16 protein-coding genes are annotated in these 16,865 nt (G+C 39.9%); 11 read left to right on the top strand and 5 right to left on the bottom strand.

What is annotated here, in order from left to right; all coding sequences use genetic code 11:
• Positions 1 to 4: 4 nt before the first annotated feature.
• Entirely contained in the window at positions 5 to 1,015 is a 1,011-nt protein-coding gene (adhP, locus tag PTRA_RS18585) for an alcohol dehydrogenase AdhP (protein WP_058375106.1), read from the bottom strand.
• Between the two features lie 225 nt (positions 1,016 to 1,240).
• Here adhP and PTRA_RS18580 point away from each other — a divergent pair, with 225 nt between their 5' ends.
• Entirely contained in the window at positions 1,241 to 1,786 is a 546-nt protein-coding gene (locus PTRA_RS18580) for a GbsR/MarR family transcriptional regulator (protein WP_058375105.1), read from the top strand.
• Positions 1,787 to 1,843: 57 nt separating this feature from the next.
• Here the strand turns inward: PTRA_RS18580 and PTRA_RS18575 are convergent, their stop codons facing one another.
• Together PTRA_RS18575 and PTRA_RS18570 are read right to left on the bottom strand one after the other, a co-directional pair.
• Entirely contained in the window at positions 1,844 to 2,860 is a 1,017-nt protein-coding gene (locus tag PTRA_RS18575) for a lytic murein transglycosylase (RefSeq protein WP_058375104.1), read from the bottom strand.
• Positions 2,853 to 3,134: a YcgL domain-containing protein gene (locus PTRA_RS18570; RefSeq protein WP_058375103.1), complete on the bottom strand. Its 282-nt coding sequence runs from the start codon at positions 3,132 to 3,134 to the stop codon at positions 2,853 to 2,855. The genes PTRA_RS18575 and PTRA_RS18570 overlap by 8 nt, the downstream gene beginning before the upstream one ends.
• A gap of 154 nt (positions 3,135 to 3,288) precedes the next feature.
• Between PTRA_RS18570 and minC the strand changes: the two genes are divergently transcribed.
• Genes minC through minE form a run of 3 tightly spaced genes read left to right on the top strand, consistent with a single transcriptional unit; the run spans position 3,289 to position 5,076 of the window.
• Positions 3,289 to 3,993, top strand: a complete 705-nt coding sequence (gene minC / locus PTRA_RS18565) for a septum site-determining protein MinC (RefSeq protein WP_058375102.1) — start codon at positions 3,289 to 3,291, stop codon at positions 3,991 to 3,993.
• A 5-nt stretch (positions 3,994 to 3,998) separates the two neighbouring features.
• Complete coding sequence (gene minD, locus PTRA_RS18560) at positions 3,999 to 4,808, top strand: septum site-determining protein MinD (RefSeq protein ID WP_058375101.1); 810 nt, start codon at positions 3,999 to 4,001, stop codon at positions 4,806 to 4,808.
• A gap of 1 nt (position 4,809) precedes the next feature.
• Entirely contained in the window at positions 4,810 to 5,076 is a 267-nt protein-coding gene (minE, locus tag PTRA_RS18555) for a cell division topological specificity factor MinE (protein WP_024604840.1), read from the top strand.
• A 223-nt stretch (positions 5,077 to 5,299) separates the two neighbouring features.
• On the opposite strand, the gene PTRA_RS18550 is transcribed toward minE, so the two are convergent.
• Positions 5,300 to 8,128, bottom strand: a complete 2,829-nt coding sequence (locus tag PTRA_RS18550; protein WP_058375100.1) for a TonB-dependent receptor — start codon at positions 8,126 to 8,128, stop codon at positions 5,300 to 5,302.
• Between the two features lie 372 nt (positions 8,129 to 8,500).
• On the opposite strand from PTRA_RS18550, the gene PTRA_RS18545 reads away from it, so the two are divergent.
• Both PTRA_RS18545 and PTRA_RS18540 read left to right on the top strand, forming a co-directional pair.
• Complete coding sequence (locus PTRA_RS18545) at positions 8,501 to 9,241, top strand: copper homeostasis protein CutC (protein ID WP_058375099.1); 741 nt, start codon at positions 8,501 to 8,503, stop codon at positions 9,239 to 9,241.
• Complete coding sequence (locus PTRA_RS18540) at positions 9,231 to 10,115, top strand: glucosamine kinase nucleotide-binding domain-containing protein (RefSeq protein ID WP_058375098.1); 885 nt, start codon at positions 9,231 to 9,233, stop codon at positions 10,113 to 10,115. The genes PTRA_RS18545 and PTRA_RS18540 overlap by 11 nt, the downstream gene beginning before the upstream one ends.
• Here PTRA_RS18540 and PTRA_RS18535 read toward each other — a convergent pair.
• A complete protein-coding gene (locus PTRA_RS18535) occupies positions 10,112 to 10,837 on the bottom strand; it encodes an AraC family transcriptional regulator (protein ID WP_058375097.1) in 726 nt (241 codons plus the stop codon). The two genes, PTRA_RS18540 and PTRA_RS18535, sit on opposite strands and share 4 nt — an antisense overlap.
• A 165-nt stretch (positions 10,838 to 11,002) precedes the next feature.
• Here PTRA_RS18535 and PTRA_RS18530 point away from each other — a divergent pair, with 165 nt between their 5' ends.
• From PTRA_RS18530 to PTRA_RS18510, 5 genes are read left to right on the top strand one after another with little or no spacing between them, the layout of a single operon-like run.
• Entirely contained in the window at positions 11,003 to 12,163 is a 1,161-nt protein-coding gene (locus PTRA_RS18530) for a Gfo/Idh/MocA family protein (RefSeq protein ID WP_058375096.1), read from the top strand.
• 7 nt (positions 12,164 to 12,170) lie between these two features.
• Positions 12,171 to 13,226 (top strand): sugar phosphate isomerase/epimerase family protein, encoded by a 1,056-nt coding sequence (locus PTRA_RS18525; protein WP_058375095.1) that lies wholly within the window; start codon positions 12,171 to 12,173, stop codon positions 13,224 to 13,226.
• Between the two features lie 10 nt (positions 13,227 to 13,236).
• Complete coding sequence (locus tag PTRA_RS18520; protein ID WP_058375094.1) at positions 13,237 to 14,466, top strand: MFS transporter; 1,230 nt, start codon at positions 13,237 to 13,239, stop codon at positions 14,464 to 14,466.
• 23 nt (positions 14,467 to 14,489) lie between these two features.
• Positions 14,490 to 15,182 (top strand): 3-keto-disaccharide hydrolase, encoded by a 693-nt coding sequence (locus tag PTRA_RS18515; RefSeq protein WP_058375093.1) that lies wholly within the window; start codon positions 14,490 to 14,492, stop codon positions 15,180 to 15,182.
• 2 nt (positions 15,183 to 15,184) lie between these two features.
• Positions 15,185 to 16,864, top strand: a complete 1,680-nt coding sequence (locus PTRA_RS18510) for a GMC family oxidoreductase (protein WP_058375092.1) — start codon at positions 15,185 to 15,187, stop codon at positions 16,862 to 16,864.
• Position 16,865: the final 1 nt, after the last annotated feature.

Below are 16,865 nucleotides of genomic sequence, written 5' to 3'. Positions count from 1 at the left end.
ACCTTTAAATAGTAACAACTATACGACCGTTAATTTCGCCTTTAAGCATATCATCAAAAATTTCGTTAATATCCTCTAAGCGTTTTTCTTCAATAATTGCTTTTACTTTACCTTGTGCTGCAAATTCTAAGCACTCTTGTAAATCTTTTCGAGTACCTACAATAGAGCCCACAACTGACACACCATTTAATACTGTGTCAAAAATAGGTAATGGCATATCCTCTGGCGGTAAACCAACTAACACACACTTACCACCACGGCGTACACTTTTATAAGCTTGCTCAAAACCAGGCTTTGAAACTGCAGTACACACGACTGCATGCGCGCCGCCTACTTGTTCAAAAATGGCTTCGCTGGGGACCACTTCTTTAAAGTCGAGGGTAATGTCTGCGCCAAGCTCTTTAGCCAGCGCTAGTTTTTCTTTGCCGGTATCAACTGCTATAACATTAAACCCCATTGCTTTAGCATACTGTACAGCTAAGTGCCCAAGACCGCCCACTCCCACGATAGCGACCCATTGCCCGGGTTTAGCCCCTGACACTTTAAGTGCTTTATACGTGGTTACTCCAGCGCAAAATAATGGCGCCGCTTCTGAAAAACCAAGCCCTTCGGGTATTTTTACTACGTAGTCACCGTGTGCTAAACAATATTCGGCGTAACTACCATCTATAGAGTAGCCGGTATTATGTTGTGACAAACACAGGGTTTCTCTGCCATCTAAGCAATACTCACAATGCCCGCATGCACTATAAAGCCAAGGTACACCAACGCGATCGCCTACTTCTAGGTGTTTAATATTGCTACCAACCTTTTCAATTACACCTACGCCTTCGTGGCCCGGTACTAAAGGCATTTTAGGTGCAACAGGCCAATCGCCATGACATGCATGTAAATCGGTATGACATACCCCACAGGCCGCTATTTTTACTAGTACATCATTTATGCCAACCTCTGGGATAGGCATATCTATTATCTGTAATTTACCTTTAAATTCATTATTAATTGCAGCTTTCATAATCATTCCATCGTTTAAGTAATACCTATAAAATAAGTATTAATGTGTATTAAAAATAAACGTCATTGCTTTATACCCATTACAACTTAAACCAATATAGCTGAGTGATTATTAATCTAAATCAAACTTTAGTTTGACAGTAATTGCTTAACTCGCTGTAAGCCCTTGCCATACTCAATAAGCGTGCTAGCATTAGTTTCTGAAATTACTAAAAATTAAGAAGTTATGAGTTTATCCGACAAAAATTTTTCCTTTGTAATGCACTGTGGTGAAATGGGTAGCCGCTGGGGATTCAATCGTACTATTGGACAAATGTGTGGCTTATTGATTATTACTAAAAATCCGATGACCGCAAACCAAATTGCAGAATCCCTCAGTATTTCACGCGGTAATGTTAGTATGGGCATTAAAGAGCTCCAATCGTGGCAGCTAATTAAAGTACAACATATTCCTGGCGACAGAAAAGAATATTATGCCCCTGCGGGTGATATTTGGGACATGGCTAACCGGGTGTTCGAAGAACGTAAAAAACGCGAAGTAGAGCCTACTCTAAGCTTACTGCGTGATAACCTGTTAGACACAGCAAACAACGAAGATGAACTTTACGCACAAAAACAAATGGGCGAAATTCATAACTTGCTTGAAACAGTGACTAAATGGTCGTCTGAACTACAGCGTTTAACTCCTGAGCAACTTAATAAGCTAATGAAGCTAGGCTCTGGTATCGGTAAGGTAATTGATTTAAAAGATAAAATATTTAAGAAAGAGTAAGTTAAATCTAAAAAAAGCCGCAATTGCGGCTTTTTTTAGATACTTATTTAATCTGTATTATATTTTTGGATAGCCAATTCTGTCTGACAAGTAACCTACACTGGTAGCAAAGTAGTATGAGCGATTCCAGTGCATAAATACTTTATAGTTATCGTAGGCTAAGTACATACGACCATTCATATCATCTGGCATTACCAACGCTGCTCGCACATCTACATTTGGCAGATCACTACCATCTGCACGGCGCACACCTAATGCTTGCCATTCGGCTAATGAACGTTCTGAATCATTCCAAAATTCTAACCATTGCTTGCGCGTTTTAGTACCACGCACTAGCACGTATTTACTGTCAAAATTTTCTGGTAACTTAATCTGGCGACCCCATGTAAGCGAGTCGTTCCAACCTTCTTGCTTTAGGTAATTAGCAATAGAGGCGAATGCATCTTCTTTGGTCGTCCAAATATCTTTGCGACCATCGTTATTATAGTCAACCGCGTAAGCGTTAAATGAGGTTGGCATAAATTGCGTTTGCCCCATAGCACCTGCCCAAGAGCCTTTAAACTTATCAAGGGTAATGTGCCCTGACTTTAAAATATCAAGCGCAGCCCAAAGCTGTTTTTTATACATGGTTTCGCGGCGACCATCGAATGCGAGCGTAACGAGCGATGAAATTACATTATGGCCACCTTGTATAGCACCAAAGTTACTTTCAAGGCCCCAAATTGCCACAATAAAGCGCGCTTGCACGCCAAAGTCTTTAGCTACTTTTTCCAGCACTTCTTGATTTTCGGCGTATAATTTACGGGCACGATCAATTTTCCATTGCGGTACACGTTTAGGTAAATAGGTTTCAAGCGTTTCTTTGACTTCTGGCTGATTTTTATCAGCAGATACTATTTTTTCTTTATAGCTTGCACCAGCAAATGCTTGATCAATAAGCTGGCTGTCGTAACCCTTTGCAATTGCTTCTTGCTTTAAAGCATCTAAATATGTTTGAAATTCAGCTTGGGTTTTTGCCATTACAGATGTGCTTAAACATACTCCACATAAAATTATGGCTAATTTTTTAATCATTCTCGGCTCCGTTTTCTTTTCGCAATTGGCTTAACAGATTCTCTTGCGGAGGCGGTATTTGTAAATAATACCCTTTTTCTGTCAATGCTTCTTTTACGGTTTCTAAATCAGCTGTACCTAACACCTCACGTTTTGCTAGGTTTATCAGCATCACATATTTAGGTTGACCAAACATAGCCATTAAAGGTTCCGGAACTTTAGTAAAATCATCTCTTTTTTCAACAAATAAGAAGCTATCCGCTTTTTTCTTACTTTTATATACCGCAGTGAGCATTATGGCCCTATAAATTCTTGCTTAACAATGATTCACACTATAACATGAGAGCAATAATAAGTTAGAAAAATTAGATTGAAATTTCAATAAAGGCCTTATTCAGCCTGCGTTTATCTAAATTTAATCTCTGATCAGATAATTCAATTGAGCGTGTATGTCAGAACAAATTTTTGAGCTAAAAGGGAATCTTTTTACGTTATCAGTTTTACATCTTTATAGTACTGATATAAATCTTTTAGCAGAGCAACTGTATATAAAAATAGCCCAAGCACCCAAGTTTTTTGAAGGTGCGCCTATTGTTGTTAACTTAAATGAGATAAAAAATAACTCTCTCGATTTTGTCCATTTAAAATCATTACTTGAGCGCATGAGCTTTAATGCGATTGGTGTATGTAATGGCTCAGACGAGCAACATACGCAAGCAAAAGCTGCTGGCCTATCGGTATTAAATTATTCACAAGACGTTAAGAGTGAATCTGTTAAAAAAGAACCCAATACATCTATTGTTGAAAAAACAGTGCACTTGCCTGCACAAATAATTAATGGCACGGTACGCTCTGGTCAGCAAGTTTATGCAAAAGATCGCGATTTAGTGGTACTAGGTGCTGTAAGTCATGGCGCAGAAGTTATTGCTGATGGCAACGTACATATATACGGAACCCTGCGTGGCAGAGCAATCGCTGGCGCAAAAGGGTTTAAAAACGCACATATATTTTGTAATCGCTTAGAAGCAGAACTTGTTTCTATTAATGGCAATTACTGGATCAGTGATTCTCTGCAAGGTGAACACTGGGGTAGCGCTGTGCAGATACAACAAAAAAATGAATCATTAGAAATTTCAGCTTTGGTTAAAGGATAAATCTCATGGCAAAAATTATTGTCGTTACCTCGGGTAAAGGCGGTGTTGGTAAAACAACGTCAAGTGCCGCAATTGGCACAGGCTTAGCATTAAAAGGCTACAAAACAGTTATTATCGATTTCGATATTGGTTTACGTAACCTTGATTTAATCATGGGTTGTGAACGTCGTGTAGTGTATGACTTTGTAAACGTAATTAATGGTGAAGCCAAATTAAACCAAGCACTTATTAAAGATAAGCGCGTTGATAAACTATTTTTACTTCCTGCGTCGCAAACACGTGATAAAGATGCCCTAACACGTGAAGGTGTTGAGCGCGTACTTAACGAATTAAAAGAAGATTTTGATTACATTGTTTGTGATTCACCAGCGGGTATTGAAGCTGGCGCTATGATGGCAATGTACTTTGCCGATGAAGCAATTGTAACAACAAATCCTGAAGTATCCTCAGTGCGAGATTCAGATCGTATTTTAGGTATTTTACACAGTAAGTCTAAGCGCGCTGAAGAAGGCTTAGAAAATATAAAAGAACATCTATTAATTACTCGCTACAACCCAGATCGTGTTTCGAAAGGTGAAATGTTATCGGTTGAAGATATTCAGGATATTTTAGCGATTGATTTATTAGGCGTTATTCCTGAGTCTCAAGCAGTATTAAGTGCATCTAACTCTGGCCAACCTGTTATTTTAGACAGCGAATCTGATGCAGGCCAAGCTTATGCAGACGCTATTAGCCGCTTACTAGGTGAGACTGTCGACTTTCGCTTCTTAGATGTAGAGAAAAAAGGTTTATTCAAACGGATATTTGGAGGTTAACGTGTCTTTACTTGACTACTTCCGCTCAGAAAAGAAAAACAGTGCGTCATTAGCAAAAGAGCGATTGCAGATCATAGTCGCGCACGAACGTTCTCAACGAGGAACGCCGGATTACTTGCCACAATTAAAACAAGATATTTTAGATGTGATCCGTAAATACGTTAACGTGAGCAGTGACGCAGTCCAAGTTCAATTTGATCAGAACGAAGATGACTTAGCCGTACTTGAGCTAAACGTAACCTTGCCTGACGAAGAGCCAAAAGTATAAGGCAGTAATTAAGCATTAAATTACTGTTAGCAAAAAAGCCGTTCATTAAAGTGAACGGCTTTTTTATTTTTAAGTTTAAAATTTATTGGCTTATATTAATTACAAATAGAATGACCATATGTTTAATTAAATTAGCCTAGATTCTGGTTAAATTAGTATTATATTTTGAATATGAACAGAGAGCCACTTAGGCTCTTCTTGGTTCAGTATTAAAATAGCTTATTTAAAATTTATAATTTGCACCTAAGTAAAAGCGTCGGCCTGAATATTTATTATAAGTAAAGCGGTTACTTTGTTTCCAATAGCCTTCTTCAAGCTCTTCAGTTAAATTAACAATAGAGGCCGTGATTGAAAGGCTTTCATTAATATTATAACCAGCGTTAACATCTAATTGACCGTATGCTTTAGTATATAAGTTATAGCCTTGATGAATACCATTAGCCCTGTCGTCCTTCCAGTTATAAGATGCTCGTACACTAAAGTCATCATTTTCAAAGTAAACTGAAAGATTATATTGATGCTTAGCCGTACCCGGAATTTCAGCTTCAGTTACTTGGCCGTCAGTTGATACTTTACTACTGCTGGTTTCTGTATATGTGTAGTTTCCAAGTACACCAAAGCCACTTTCAAATGAGTGCTGGAAGAAAAGTTCTACTCCGTCAGAGCTTGCATCACCGCCACCAACTTTGGTGTTCATTTCCACCTCAATTGGGCCGTTACAACAAGCATGTTCACGCTGCACAATTTCTACACTGGAAATTGGCAAGTTAGCAATATCTTTGGTAAATAAAGTCGCTCCTAGCGCCGAACCCTCACCGTAATACCACTCAAATCCTAGATCAAACTGATCTGATATCATAGGCTCTAAACCAGTATTAGCAGCTGTCCCCGTACCTCTACCTGTCCATGAGTCTGGTGAGTTAATATTTACAGGCGGGCCATAAGACTCAGCTTGACTCAAATCAGCATAACTTACTCGAGACATAGTACGTGCAGCAGCAAATCGAACCACAATATCAGTACTTGCATCCCATGCTAAGTTAAAGCTAGGTAAAAACTCACTGTTATTACTGCTGCGATTATTAGGTGTTATATTATCGTCATCTTGACCAATTACATCATCGTAAGTAAGAGTTGATAAATCTGTTTTAACGTATCTTACACCTATATTCCCTCTAAAATCTTGCCATTCAAAATTAGACTGAGCATAAGCCGACCATATTTTTTCTTCTAACGTATAAGTACCCGCTAAAGTAGGAACCACTGTTTGAGTGAAGTTATTTAGAAGATAGGCATTCATTGCTGCAAAATCTAGTGCAAGAAAATCAAATGCTCCTGTATTACCCGCACTGTTATCAACCACGTTATCGCTAACGAGTGACTCAGGATCTGGGTGAAAGTCAGGGTTATGAAACCATTCTGTGCCTGGTAAATAGCCACGATAACCACCGTTATCAGCTATACCATCATCCCATCGGAAGTCATTTCTTAAGCCTTCAATTTGATGATCTCGATATTTAACACCTGTGAAAATAGTGGTGAATATACTGCTGTCTACATCGAACTTAATATCTGTTTGTACGTAATCTTCAGTGTCTTTATTTTCAGATGAGAATGAGTCAAACCAATCATAGTATTGATATGCTTTTTTATCCGAGGCCAGATCTGTTGAAATGTCGTAACTGGGCTTGCCACCAACCGTTGACCAATGCCAGCTATTTACTGAGCCTTGACGGGCATCTATATTGGCGTATGTTTCTTTTGAGGTACCACCCTCGGCTTGGGTGCGACCTACTTTAAAAGATGCTGTAAATGTGTCGCCATGGTAGATCCCTTCAAAATCAAAGGTATCTGAATTTGATTCACCAATTTTTTCACGACCTGTTAATTGCGGCGATAACAAACCACGGCGTATAGCAACACCATTATTAACATCGGCATCTCCCCAGTTTTGATCATTGAGCAGGCCATTATCTGCATTGCCGTAACCAATAACAGTATCACCGTCTAATTGCACACCAAAATATGGATTATGGTTATCGTTCCACTCTGCAAAAGTAATACCTTGCCCGGCTTCATCGTAGCCTACTTTAGCCCCAAAATAATTTAGGTTTAACTCTAAATTTGCACTCGGGGTCCACTGCACTGCTAGCTGATAACCATCACGAGTACGATCTTGAGTCGAATTATTGACAACCATAGCTCTAGGCGCCCAGACATTATTGTAAACCTCCCCGGTTGCCTGATCCACTATTGCAGGACGCTCTGCTCCTTCAACTGTATCTGAGTGTAATCGCCAATGTAACGCATCATTCGAAATCGTTTTTACTGTTCTATCTTGTCGTGTAAACCCAGCAAGAATACCAAATGTTGATTCTTGATTTTTCCATGAATACAGTAAGTTAAGCTGTGGTTCTGTTTTCTCAGTAACATCCGCATAAGTAAATTCGGCACTAACAACGCCTTCATTAGCTTCCATTTCTAACGGTTTTCGCGTGTGTAAAATGACTGTGCCACCAATTCCGCCTTCATCTATTCGTGCTTCGGGGCTTTTATAAACCTCAACACTGCTAATCATATTTGCTGGTAATAAAGCATAGTTAAAACTGCGCGATGGAACGCCAGAATCTGACGAGGCAATATAGTTGCCATTTAATTGAGTTAACGTCCAGTCTGATGAGGTACCACGAATACTAACGCGGTTTCCCTCACCGCCACTTCGGTCAATCATTACCCCTGATACACGTTGAAGAGAATCTGCAATGTTTTTATCTGGAAACTTACCCACATCTTCAGCGGTAATAGCATCAACAACAGAATTTGATGTACGCTTAAGCAATAAGTTTTTAGCTGTACTCGAGTAAATTCCTCTTACTTGGATTACTTCAATTTCTTCATCAGTCGTTTCTGCATATACATTAGATGAAAGCACGCCTAAAACAGCGCAACTAATTAATGATGCTTTGAATAAAGATGCAGGAGAGCGGTGTGTTCTCTGTTTTTTAAATCCTGAGGCGTTTTTTATTATTTTTCCACTGTTATTATTAACCATTGTTATCTCCAGTAGTATTATAAGTGTTGTCAAATAGTGTTCGCCAGCAATTAACGCTTAGGTTATATACTTCCACAGCTTTGCTTTGTACGAGTTAACATTTTGTTAAGCTGCGTTTCAGGATAGGGATACAGTACAAAAAGTGATAATAGTATTTCGGTGAACACTAGTAAAAAATCGGCGTTTACTAATAAATAGATTTTATTAATCTCAACCTGGTTTATAGTATCCATGCTCTGTTTGTTATTTTGAGCGACACCTATTTAAATCGTAATACTTTGATTTAAATATCTTATATTACAATTTTTGATAAGCATTCACTTTTCGATTTATTTGCTAATCGGATTTTTTAAAGAAATGATAGGCTCAACAATGCGTAATAATTTGGAAATCTGCTTAAGCGCAGATGAACTTGATAAGTTAGCTAGTAATATTCACATTGCATTTACCTGTGGTGCAAGCAGAGTAGAACTGTGTAGTGCCATGCATCTTGATGGCCTAACTCCTAGCATTGCAGCGATTAAGGTTGCCCGTGAAAATATGCCACATGACGGTGACTTATTAGTAATGATAAGACCCATTAGCAATTTATTTGAAGTCGATAGAGCACTGCTATCTACTATGTTAGAACAAATTGAAAGTGCGGCTAAGTTAGGTGCAACAGGAGTTGTATTTGGTGCTATTAGTCACGGTAAACTCGATATTAAAACCACTAGAACACTGGTAAAACATGCACAAAAATATCACCTCAGTGTTACTTTTCATCGCGCATTCGATTGTATTGAAAACTGGCAAGACGCTCTCAATTTATTCATAGAACTTGGCATTAGTCGTGTATTAACTAACGGAACAAAGTGGCTTAGTAACACTAGCGTAATACAAAATATACAACACTTAAAAACGCTAATAAACTTTGCTGACAATCGAATAGAGGTCGTTATTGGTGGTGGAGTTACTTGCAGTAATGCAGCTAAACTGTGGCAAATAGCAACACATAACAATAATCAAGTTTCGCTGCATGTGCACTCTGCTGTATATAAACAAGATGGGTATTTAGATCCTTTAGCAGTGCGCACTCTTGCTGAAATAATAGGAAAAAAGAATGAACGATAATACATCTACTGCGCTATTTTTAGGCATTGACGGTGGCGGTACAAAGTGTAAAGTTAGGCTCGAAAATGCCCAAGGTAAACTATTAGCTGAAGCTATAAGTGGGCCTGCAAATATTGCCACTTCTATTGAGGTGGCGCAAAAGTCAATTATTGCAGCAACACATACAGTATTAAGCAAAGCAAACTTACCTACCACCGCAATATCATCCATTGTGGCTTGCGCTGGACTTGCTGGAGCGAATATAAAAAGCGCTATGCTAGTAATGCGCGATTGGCAACATCCATTTGCCGAACTGAGCTTAACCACAGACATAGATATTGCCTGCCAAGGGGCTCATTTTAATGAACCTGGAGCCGTAATTATTTTAGGTACTGGATTTTGTGCAGGAGCTAAAAAATCTAATAAATGCATAGACTTTGGTGGCTATGGCTTACTGTTAAGCGATGGTGCAAGTGGCGGATGGTTAGGATTAAACTTATTTCGCTATGCGTTAGAAGTAACCGATGGTTTGTTACCAACTAGCCCATTAATTAATGCGCTTTTAGCACAAATTAACTGTACCTCTAGTAGCGACATCACTCAAATAGCACTTAAAGCAAAGCCTGCTTACTTTGCCAGTTTTGCTCCTTTAGTGTTTTCTATGCCTGATGATCCCTATGCTAAATCACTTTTACAATATGCCGCTAAATTTATAACCCGCTATGTAGATCACCTAGTGAGTATGGGTTACCCCAGGGTTTCTTTAATCGGTGGTACAGCAGTAAAAATTACGCCTTGGTTAACTGCACAAACACAACAGTACCTTAGCAAAGCTAAATCGACTCCTGAGCAAGGTGCAATTCAATTAGCAAAACACAACCATAAAATACTTTAATCTTCTATTTTATTACGTAATTGAGACGGTATTTCACCGAACAACCGCCTAAATTGCTTACTAAAATAACTCGGCTCCGAAAAACCACATTGATAGGCAATTTGTGAAATAGGTAAGCGTGTTTCAACTAACAGCTTACGTGCATTTTCAAGGCGGATTTCGTTAATAAATTGATTCGGCGTTTTAGCTAGATGTTTTTTAAAACGCCGCTCTAATGCACTTACTGAAAGGTGCGCTAATGTAGCGAGTTCATCAATAGTTATTGTACGATGATAGTATTTTCTGATGTATTCAACGGGCTCTTCAATTACCCTAACATGAGATAATGCTTTAGATGTTTTTTCTAAGTGACGAGTTACGCCATAGGTGCCTAAAATAGTATCATTATCCCCTCTAAGTACCTGTTTAGAAGTAGAAAACCACGCTAATTCACCACTTAGTGTTTGATTAAGTTCAAGTCTGTCGGTAACAACATGACCCTGCATAACCCGTTTATCATCATTTACATATTGAAAAGCCAGATGCTTTGGGGAAAAGTCAAAATCAGTTTTTAGTAAAATTTGATCAAGTGACTTAAATCCTTGGTGCTCAATAAAATGTTGATTGCAATGTAAAATTCTACTTTGCGTATCTTTAACCCAAAACAAAATATCAGGTAGTAGGTCAAATGCGGCTATTAATTGGTGTATACCCGCTTTAGTTATAATTTTATCTTCATCCATTGTGCTATTTAGCGCCCCTACGCGTATTTATTTATATCTTGCAAACGCCGATTTTGTCTCATTGTTAACCGAATTACTATTATCACTTAACATTTCATTTCCCTATTATAAATAACATGTTTTTAACTTACTTTAGTAATCTTATTTACTAAAAGGAGCTTTTCCATGAATAGTAACAAAATACGTATGGGCATGGTGGGCGGCGGCGAAGGTGCTTTTATAGGGGCTGTACATCGTATTGCAGCACGTTTAGATGGATTAATAGAGTTAGTGGCCGGTGCTTTTAGTTCAGACTCAGCACGGAGCATGGCTGCAGGACAAATGCTTGGCTTAGATCCCGCTCGCTGCTACGCAAGTTATCAAGCCATGTTTGAGGCAGAGTCATTATTACCAGCAGATCAACGTATCGATTTTGTCGCTATTGTAACGCCAAACCATTTACATTTTCCTATTGCACAACTCGCTATTCAATATGGTTTTCATATACTTTCCGATAAGCCCGCTACTCTTAATTTAGAACAAGCGTTAGCACTAAAAAAACAGCTAGATAGTAGTCATGTTGTATACGGGCTTACCCACACCTACACAGGTTACCCTATGGTTAAAGAAGCTCGCCATCGTATTGCCAATGGCGAGCTTGGCAATATTCGTAAAATAATTGTTGAATATAACCAAGGTTGGTTAGCCAATAGCGATGATGAAACATCTAAGCAAGCACAATGGCGTTTAGATGCTAGCAAATCAGGTATTAGTTGTTGCATGGGAGATATTGGGGTCCATGCAGCCAACTTAACCGAATATGTAAGTGGCCTAGAAATTACTGAACTATGCGCTGATTTAAATCACGTTGTCCCCGGTAGAACTCTCGATGATGACGGCACTGTATTGCTACGCTTTAACAATCACAGTAAAGGTGTGTTAATTGCCAGCCAAATTGCCTTGGGCGAAGAAAACAACCTTACCCTGCGTATATATGGCGATAAGGCCAGTATTGAATGGTCACAAATGGAGCCTAATAGCTTGTGGTTAAGAAGCCATAACGCTCCAGCTACTTTGTTACGCGCTGGTGTTGGCCCACTTTGTAACGCTGCCACAAATGCATTACGCACTCCAGCAGGCCACCCTGAGGGATACCTTGAAGCGTTCGCTAATATTTATGTAAATTTTGCGAAGCAAGTTCAAGCCAGTAAATCAGGGCTGACAACAGTAAACAGCGAGTTTGATGTACCCGGTATTCATGAAGCAATTCGTGGCATGGCATTTATTGAAAATGCGGTGTCTGCATCAGCACAAGATACCAAATGGCATACTTTTAAAATTGGATAAAATAATAATGAAAGAAATAAAAGGACCGGCGATATTTTTAGCACAATTTATCTCAGATAAACCGCCATTCAATAATTTTAAAGACATTTGCCACTGGGCGAGTAACTTAGGTTATAAGGCAATTCAACTGCCAACTTCAAATTCTGACCTATTTGATTTAAAAAAAGCAGCTCAAAGCCAGCAATACTGCGATGAAGTAACTGGTATTGCAGCAGACGCAGGGCTTACAGTTTCAGAGTTGTCGACTCACTTGCAAGGGCAGTTAGTCGCAGTACATCCAGCATACGATGAAATGTTCGATAATTTTGCGCCGCAAGCAGTTAAAGGTAACCCCGCAGCAAGAACCGTATGGGCAAAAGAGCAATTAATGCTAGCAGCCAAAGCAAGCCAAAAGTTGGGATTAAAAACCCATGCAACTTTTTCTGGGGCATTACTTTGGCATACTTTTTATCCTTGGCCGCAACGTCCACAAGGACTGGTTGAACAAGGGTTTGCAGAATTAGCTAAACGTTGGCTGCCTATACTAGATTGCTTTGACGAAATGGGTGTGGACGTGTGCTTTGAACTTCACCCTGGTGAAGATTTACATGACGGTGTTTCGTTTGAACGCTTTTTAGCGGCAACCAATAATCATCCGCGCGTAAATATTCTTTATGATCCTAGTCATTTTGTACTTCAACAACTTGATTACCTTGCATTTATAGACATTTACCATGAACGGATAAAAGCATTTCATGTTAAAGATGCCGAATTTACTCCTAACGGTCGCTCTGGCGTATATGGCGGCTATCAAAACTGGCAAGACCGCCCAGGAAGGTTTCGCTCTTTAGGTGATGGGCAAATTGACTTTAAAAGTATTTTTAGCAAATTAACTCAGTACGGCTTTGATGGCTGGGCTGTTTTAGAGTGGGAATGTTGTATTAAACATCCAGAGGATGGCGCAAAAGAAGGGGCTGAATTTATTAAACACCATCTGATCCGCCCAACTGATAAGGCATTCGACGATTTTAGTCGAGCTGAAACAGATACCCAACGTAACAATCGCATTTTAGGTATTAAATAGGATATCGCTAATGAATGATAATAATAATAACAACCGCCTAGTATTTAGGCTCTGCTGTATTGCATTAATTGTTACCTCAATGACATTTGCGATCCGCGCCGGAATATTAGGCCAACTAGGTGAACAGTTTGGCCTTACTAGCACTCAGCTAGGTTGGGTTAACGCCATGGCCTTTTTAGGTTTCCCGGTTGCCACCATGGTCGGCGGCTTTATATATAATGCTATTGGAGCTAAACGACTTGTAGCACTGGCTTTTGTTTGTCACTTTGCTGGGCTCATTTTAACCATTACCGCAGACGGATTTTGGGGATTGTTAGTCTCTACCTTTTTAATTGGTTTTGCTAATGGCTCTGTTGAAGCTGGCTGTAACCCACTAATTGCTCAAATGTTTCCAAAAAACACCACCACTATGCTCAATCGTTTTCACGTTTGGTTTCCAGGTGGCATCGTAATTGGAGCTTTGGCTTCAAGCGCTATGACTGCTGTAGGATTAAACTGGCAATGGCAAGTGGCATTAATTCTTATTCCAACCATTATATATGGTGTGATGATACTCAAATCACAGTTTCCACAGTTTGATATGCAAGTAAACTCAACCAGCAAAAACCTAAAAAATCTACTATCACCTGTGTATTTATTCCTGATTGTTTGTATGACAGTGACTGCCATTACCGAGTTTGGCACACAACAATGGATAGAAAAGATTTTAGGCTCTTCGGGTGCTTCACCTATGGTGATTTTAGCGCTTATAACTGGCCTTATGGCTACAGGCAGATTTTTTGCAGGGCCAATTGTTCATCGTTTTAGCCCAACTGGGGTACTGCTTGGATCAGCAATCTTTGCAACCGCAGGAATATTTTTAATGAGCCAAGTGCAAGGTAACGCTATTTACTTTGCAGCAGCAATGTTTGCCGTTGGCGTCACTTACTTTTGGCCCACCATGCTTGGCTGCGTTGCAGAATTCGCCCCTAAAACAGGCGCTTTGGGTATGTCATTAATGGGCGGTGCCGGCATGTTTGCAGTTAGCATGTGGAACCCGGTAATCGGTCATTGGATTGATGCCGCAAGTAAAGAAGCCGAAGCGGCAAACTTAACGGTGCAGCAAACTCAAGTATTAGCAGGGCAAACAGTGTTAGGAAACCTGCTTATTTTCCCTATTATATTAATTGTGGTTTTTGCTGGGTTTCATCTGGTTATGAATAAAAATAAAACGCTAAAAAACGCGTCTAGCAACCATTAAAAATAAATAAACGAGGTTACATTATGCTTAAATCATTCAAAATGTTGTCACTTGCACTGGCTTTTAGTAGCTGTGCTTATGCCCATACACCAGATAACCAACTAACCATAGAAGAGCAAAAAGCCGGCTGGCAATCACTTTTTAATGGTAAAGATATGTCTATGTGGCGTAACTTTAAAAGTGACACGGTTAACTCAGCATGGAAAATTGAAGATAACGCCATGACCCTAACGCAAGGTGGCGGCGATATTCTCACTAAAAAAATGTACCGCGACTACGAATTACAAATGGATTGGAAGATCTCTACAAAAGGCAACAGCGGTATTTTTGTATTAGCCGACGAAACTGGCAGTATGATCTATTCCCATGCGCCAGAAATTCAAATTTTAGATAATGTAGAACACTCAGATAATAAAATAGATTCTCATTTATCTGGCTCTATTTACGATCTTTTTGCAGCACCAAAAGCAGCTCATAAACTTGCAAATAACTGGAACCATGTACGTATTCGCATGCAGGATATGCACTTACAGGTCTGGCAAAACGGTATCAGCACTACCAGTATTGTAATTGGCAGTACTACCTGGAACACCTTAGTGGCCAATAGTAAATTTGCTACGTGGGAAAACTTTGCAACGGCTGAGCAAGGGCATATTGGTCTGCAAGATCATGGTGACAAAGTTTGGTTTAAAAATATAAAAATTAAGGAGCTATAACTATGTCTAAATTCGATCATAAAGTACTGGTTGTTGGTTCGGGTGCTGGCGGTGCAATGGCCGCTTATACATTAACTAAACTGGGCCATAAAGTTTTATTATTAGAAGCTGGTAGAGACTACGATCCGAAAACGGAAAGCCCAATGTTTCGCCGCAATAGCGAAGCCCCTCTAATGGGAGCAGGCACTAAAGATAAAAGCTTTGGTTTTTACGATGCTACCGTAGATGGTGGTTGGCAAGTACCAGACGAGCCCTACACAAATGCCAAAGGTACCGATTTTTATTGGTGGCGAGCACGTATGCTCGGTGGGCGAACCAATCACTGGGGACGCTATTCGTTGCGCTTTAGTGAACACGACTTTAAAGGTAAGAGTCAAGACGGCCAAGGCGCCGATTGGCCGTTTGTGTATGAAGATATTGCACCTTGGTATGACAAAACTGAAGAACTCGTTGGTATTTGTGGAACTAATACAGGTTTAGACGATATGCCTCCTTCTGCACCCGGTGTTTTACAGCCGCCACCAACACCCAGAGTGCCGGAGTTACTAATTGCAGCCAGTGCTAAAAAATTAGGTATTGCTGCAGTCCCTATGCACAGAGCCGTACTTACACGTAATAAAGATGATCGCATGGCGTGTTTTTATGCGACACCTTGTGGTAGCGGCTGCTCTATTGGTGCTGCTTTTCAAACCACAACTTCCCTACTACCTATGGCAATGGCGACCGGTAATTTAAAAATTGTTACCGACGCTATGGTTAAATCTGTCGCGGTAAATGACGCTGGTAAAGTAACGGGTGTGACCTATGTTGAGAAAAAATCTGTAACTGAGCATACTCTCTCAGCTGATGTGGTAATTCTTGCTGCCAGTGCATGTGAATCAGCGCGTATTTTGCTGAACTCTAAAACAGCCAAACACCCTAAAGGTTTAGCTAACTCGAGCGATCAGGTAGGCCGTAACTTGATGGACTCTACTGGTGCTTGGTTAGGCGCGCAAATTCCGGCTTTAAAAGGACGCCCGCGTTATAACGAAGATGGCCATACTGGCAACCACTTGTTTATTCCTTGGTGGGGACACAAAGCACATGCCAAAGGTGAGCTTGACTTTCCACGTGGCTACCACTTTGAAATAAGTAGCGGCTTTAATCAGCCAGGTTCAGGTGTGTCGGGTGATAAACAAGGATATGGGCCTGCCCTTAAGCAACAAGTTCGTGATGCATATGGCTCTTATGTTGGCTTTGCGCTGCGTGGCGAGATGCTCCCAAACAAAGACACTTACATGGAAATTGACGAAACCGTTAAAGATAAATGGGGGATCCCCGTTTCTAAATTCCATTTTAGATGGTCAGACCGAGAGCTTAAGCAAATTGAACACGGCTTAAAAACAGCAAAACAAATTTTAGAAAATATGGGTGCTAAGGTCGGTAAATTACCGTCTGCAGAAAAAGCGATTTCTAAAGGTGGTGAAATTATTCATGAAGTAGGTACTACCAGAATGGGTAGCTCGCCAAAAGAGTCTGTTACTAATCAATGGGGTCAGACCTGGGAATGCGAAAACCTATTTATTATGGATGCCGGTGTATTTGCATCAAATCCACATAAAAATTGTACTTTAACAATAATGACACTCGCAATGCGTAACTCAACGTGGCTTGCAAAACAAATTGAAAAAGGGGTGCTATAAC

The sequence above is a fragment of the Pseudoalteromonas translucida KMM 520 genome, assembly GCF_001465295.1.
Taxonomy (GTDB): domain Bacteria; phylum Pseudomonadota; class Gammaproteobacteria; order Enterobacterales; family Alteromonadaceae; genus Pseudoalteromonas; species Pseudoalteromonas translucida.
Note: the sequence above shows the minus strand (reverse complement) of the source record. Positions and strands in the feature narration are given on the sequence as shown.